The sequence below is a fragment of the Phycisphaerae bacterium genome (assembly GCA_012729815.1).
Taxonomy (GTDB): domain Bacteria; phylum Planctomycetota; class Phycisphaerae; order JAAYCJ01; family JAAYCJ01; genus JAAYCJ01.
Genome location: JAAYCJ010000117.1, coordinates 1 through 4997, shown reverse-complemented (window position 1 = coordinate 4997; position 4997 = coordinate 1). Strand labels below are relative to the sequence as shown.

Here is a 4997-nt window from a genome sequence, read left to right as displayed (position 1 = left end):
GGAATCCCGGTCTTGCACGGCGTGTACGTCTTGTACAAAACGTACACGCCCCTTGCCTGGTCTACCTGATCTCAGGCCTTCTCCGCGTGCTCCGTGCCGCTCCTAGAACCACCAAGCAGCCCCGGCCTTCTCCTTGACGATCACGCCCTTGAGGTACTCGACCGCCTTCTCGAAGCCTTCCTGCACGCTCATCAGGCTGTCTTCGTGCTCGATGCTCAGCACGCCGTCGTAACCGTACGTCCGCAGCATGCTGATAAACGGCTTCCAGAACTCATCGCCGTGACCGTAACCGACCGTCCGGAACACCCAGCTCCGGACCGCCACGTCGCCGTAGCTCTTGGTGTCCAGCACGCCATTGAGCGCCGTGTTCCGCGGGTCGATCGACGTGTCCTTCGCGTGCACGTGCCAGATGCACTTGGCCTTGCCCAACTCGCGGGCCGACTCGATCGGGTCGATCCCCTGCCAGAAAAAGTGGCTCGGATCGAAGTTCGCCCCAAGCTGCTTGCCGCATTCCTTCCGCAGACACAGCAGCGTCTCGGTGTTGTACACGCAGAACCCCGGATGCGCCTCAAAGCCGATCTTCACGCCTTCGTCCGCAGCCAGCTTGTTCTGCTTCGTCCAGAACGGGATCAGCACGTCGTTCCACTGGTACTTGACCGCGTCCGAAAAATCCGGCGGCCATGGGCACGTCACCCAGTTCGGCGTCGTGTCCTTCTTGCTGCCGCCCGGACAACCGCTGAAGTTGATCACCACGGTCGTACCCAGCTTCCGGGCCAGCTTCACCGCCGTCTCATGGGCCTTCGTGTGCTCCTTGGCCACCGCCGCGTCCGGGTGCACCGGATTCCCGTGCACCGCCAAGCCCGAGATCTCCAAGCCGCGCTGCTTGCACATGTCCTTGATCCGGTTCTGCTCATCGGCGCTCTTGAGCACCGCTTCCGGATCGAAGAACGGCGTTCCCGGATAGCACCCGACCGGAAGCTCGATCGCCCCCAGTCCCAGGCTCTGGCAATAGTCCAGGGCCTTCTCGAAGCCCATTCCGCCCAGCCCAGCCGACATCACACCTATCTTCATCGCTCAGTCCTCCATCGCAAATGTCGCCGCCCTACTTGATCGAATTGACCTTCACCCAGTTCTTGTGCTTCGCCGACTCCAGCGATGCCTCCAGCACCTGCTGGGTCTTGAGCGCGTCCGCGAAGTCCGGCAGCGGCACCACCGGCTTCTGGCCGCCGAGCACCCGGAAGATGTCCGCGAAGGCGTTGATGAACGTGTGTTCGTAGCCGATGATATGGCCCACCGGCCACCACGCGTTGAAGTACGGATGGACGCTGGGGTTCGTGGCCAGGATGTCCGTCCAGCCCTGCAGGTGCTCCGGCTGAGTGGCGTCGTAGAACATCAACTCGTTCATCCGCTCGAAGTTGAAGTACAGCGACCCCTTCTCGCCGTTGATCTCGATCTGGTTCCCGTTCTTGTTGCCCGTCGCCAGGCGGCTGGCCTCGAAACTCCCGATCGCCCCATCCGTGAACCGGCACATAAACAGCAGCGCATCGTCCACCGTCGATTTGCCCTTGGCCTTGCGCTTGGCCACCGAGGCCGAAATCCCGGTGTCCTCGACCGGAATCACCCGCTCCTTGATGAACGTCTCCTGCATACCCGACACCTCGGTGAACTCCTGGCCGGTGATGAACCGCGCCATGTCGATCAGGTGGGCGTTCAGGTCGCCGTGGGCGCCCGACCCGGCGTGCTTCTTCTCGAACCGCCACACCAGCGGCGTGTCCGGACCGCCCCAGTCCTGCAGGTACTGGGCCCGTACGTGGTAGATCCGCCCCAGCCGCCCCTCGCGAACGATCTGCCGGGCCAGCGCGATCGCCGGGACCCGACGGTAGTTGAACGACACGAACGTCGGCTTCTTCGCCGTCTTCGCCGCGTCCACCATCGCCTTGGCCGCCTTCCACGTGTGGGCCAGCGGCTTCTCGCACGCCACCGCCTTGCCCGCCTTCAAAGCCGCGATCGCGATGTCCTCGTGAAGATCGTTCGGCGTCACGATGTCCACCAGATCGATCTCCGGCGAGTTGACCACCCGCTTCCAGTCCGTATCGAAGTTCTGCCAACCCCAGTGCTTCGCGAAGCTCTCCGGATCCTCGATCTCCCGCCCCACCGTCGTATGCATTACGGGAATCACCGGCAGATCGAAGAACTTCGCCACCTTCATGTACGCGTTGCTGTGCGCTTTGCCCATGAACTTCTGACCGATCAGTGCCACGTTAACCGTACGCTTGGCCATCCTTAATACCTCCATCCAAGACAGGATTATTAACCCTTATTCAAACCAAGCACGATCATAGTCCAATCGACCCGGATGTCAATGGTCGAACTCCCCGCCGGACCACAATACCGATGTTTCTCCGGCCCCGTCCTGCTTCTCCGATCGACGGCCCGCAAGCCCTACCGGCTCCCCAATATGCTCACCGGACCGAACAGCCCGCTCGGAAGCGACTCGGCTTCGAAAAGCTTGGCGATGCCGTGGTACGGGCCGATGATCTGGCTGGGCCACTGGTCCAGCACCTTCGTCGTAGCGAACTCATTGGCCATGGTATTGGTGACGATGACCCGTATCTCGTTTGGCCCGACCCGCAGCCGGTCACTGATTGCAAACACATACGGCGCCCAGACCCGCCGACCCACCGACTCGCCGTTGATGATCACTTCACAGGCATAGCGGACCCGCCCGAGGTCAAGCCGCTCGGCCCGCCCCACCATCTCGGCGTCGCAGTCAAAACGGACGGCGTACTCCGCATCACCGGAAAAACCCTTGCCCAGCTTGCTCCGCCAGTCGCCCAGCCGGATCGAAACCGCCCTATCGCCAAACCGCTCATCCACCTCAAAATCATGCACGCCAAGACGATACGCGCGCCTCTTCCGGCAAGTCCAGCCGCGATCGAGACGGCGCAATACCCGGGTACGGAGGGGCTCGCGAATCTCGGCAGACCTGGCGTCCTCGCTGAAGAGCACCACACACGAGCCGGCGAACTCCATCTTCAAGCGAAGCGCCCACACACCGTCGGCAAAATCGGCCTCCGCGGGCTGGTGACAACTCCCGGTTTCCGGATCGAGGATGACCATCGGCTGAGTCTCACGGAACCTGATCGTGCAGGCGGTCCTGCCCAGGGCCTCGTTGGTGACAAAGTACAGCCGCCCGTCGGCCAGGTCGCGCGCACAGACGCGAATCATCGTGTTGCCGTTCTCGACCTCGATCAGAGGTGTGGCATACTTCGCGATATCCGCCCGTTCGATGGCCAAACCGCCCGCACCCTTCCTCGACTTGACCTCCGAATCCACCCAGAAAACCCGACCTCCCTTCTCCGAGAATCGCCGGAGCGCCCGCTGCGATTGCTCCGTCATCCACCGGGTCCGGCACACGAAGATCGTCCGGTACCGCATCGGCCCGACCTGCAGGAACCCGCCGCCGACCTTCGTCGAGCCGCGCTCGAGAACGTCATCATCGATCAGATCGAAATCGCACTGGCACTCCAGAAGCCGCTGGGCAAGGGTGTCGTGGGACTCTATGACGGCGCCTACCTCCGGCCCGCCGGCCCACAGGTCCCGGACCGGATAGTACACCGCTGTCTCCACCAGCGGCCGACCGCGGCTCAGCAGGTAGCTCATCCGAGCCACGTAGCCGTGATAGAGGTCCATATGCTTCCACAGTGAGTTGAACGGCCCCTGGACCGGCCGCTGCCCACCCATGAAGTGGTCGCGGTTCGATAACTGGTAGCCGCCTATCGTCATCAGGTTCGCCCCGCGAACGTATTGGAAATCGGTGATCCACTTGGTTTGGGCCGGCGTCAGGCCCGCACCGTACACCGCAAAGGACTCCGTAATGACCCACGGCCGGTCCTCCTGATGCGCCACCGTCGAAGCGTACTTCGTGTAGAAGTGGTTCGCATTCACCTGGACCTTGCTGCCGCCCGGAAAGACCTTGACGGTCGGCCGGCCCGGGAAGATCTGACGCCAGATCGCATCGATGCCCGGAATGTCAAGTTCTCTCAATGTGCGCAGCGGATGCCCGAAACCGTAGATCCGCGCCCCCACCGTACCGGCGTCGCCGTCGCCGCCCAAATGCCCGGCAAACAGCAGCCCGTTCTTGCGGCACCATTTGGCAACGGGTGCGAAGAACGTTTCGGCGAATCGACGGCTCCACCAGTCAAAGTAGTCCACCCGCGTCCGCATGCCTTCCGCTTCGTCCCCTTTGAACACGTCCGGCAGCTTTTCGAGCAGGTCGTATCCGTACGTGCGCCGGAAGTCCTCGGCCAAGCCGTCGGTCCACGGGCGGTTCGACACCTTGACCTCGTCGGTGAAGACCAGCGGGACCGTCTGGCCGAAGTGCTCGCCGATGACCGTCTTGAACGCTTCGTGCGTCATGCGGATGAACTCACGGGTGGCGTCCGGATTCAGCAGGTCCGGATAGAAGGTGGCGGCATTGACGGTCTCATTGCGGCAGGCGAGGGCCGCATCGATTCGCTGCACGAAATACACCTCGATCCGCGTCGGCGTCTTGGCGATCTCCAGAACCGTCCCGGGCGTCAGCCGGCGCCGGCGTTTCCCCGCCTCGTAGGCAAATGCGGCAAGGCAGTTCTCCGGAATGACAACCACCTCGCCCTTCTCGGGCTCCAGCACGCGCCGATCCAGGTTCTGCTGCGCCAATGACGGCTTCTTCCTGACGATCCGGCCACACGCCATGCCGGAGGGCCAGCCGCCGTCGTCGTACAGCCAGACATTCATACCCAGCCGCTGCGCCTGCTCCACCATGTATCGGTAGTGATCGAGGAAACCGGCGGTCAGGTAGTCCGGTTCCAGCGAAGTCGGCATGAAAGTCGGCCGAAAACTCCGCGGCGCCGGCAGCGGCCAGACGCTCATGGCCCCGTGCTCAGCCATGTCCTTCAACTGCGCCCGCAGGTCTTTCCTGGTGATCCGGCCATTCCAGAACCAGATGTATCCCG

Annotated in this window: 3 protein-coding genes; all 3 read right to left on the bottom strand. The window is 62.9% G+C overall.

Features of this window, described 5'->3' with window-relative positions:
• Window positions 1-102: 102 nt before the first annotated feature.
• Window positions 103-1071 (bottom strand): sugar phosphate isomerase/epimerase, encoded by a 969-nt coding sequence (locus GXY33_08295; GenBank protein NLX05129.1) that lies wholly within the window; start codon window positions 1069-1071, stop codon window positions 103-105.
• Window positions 1072-1102: 31 nt separating this feature from the next.
• Entirely contained in the window at window positions 1103-2281 is a 1179-nt protein-coding gene (locus GXY33_08290; GenBank protein NLX05128.1) for a Gfo/Idh/MocA family oxidoreductase, read from the bottom strand.
• Window positions 2282-2442: 161 nt separating this feature from the next.
• The coding region (locus tag GXY33_08285) for a hypothetical protein (GenBank protein ID NLX05127.1) at window positions 2443-4997 on the bottom strand (2555 nt) is incomplete at its 5' end.

Coding starts and splice junctions, on each gene's coding strand:
- GXY33_08295 (NLX05129.1), bottom strand. CDS start 1,071: ATGAAGATAGGTGTGATGTCGGCTGGGCTGGGCGGAATGGGCTTCGAG.
- GXY33_08290 (NLX05128.1), bottom strand. CDS start 2,281: ATGGCCAAGCGTACGGTTAACGTGGCACTGATCGGTCAGAAGTTCATG.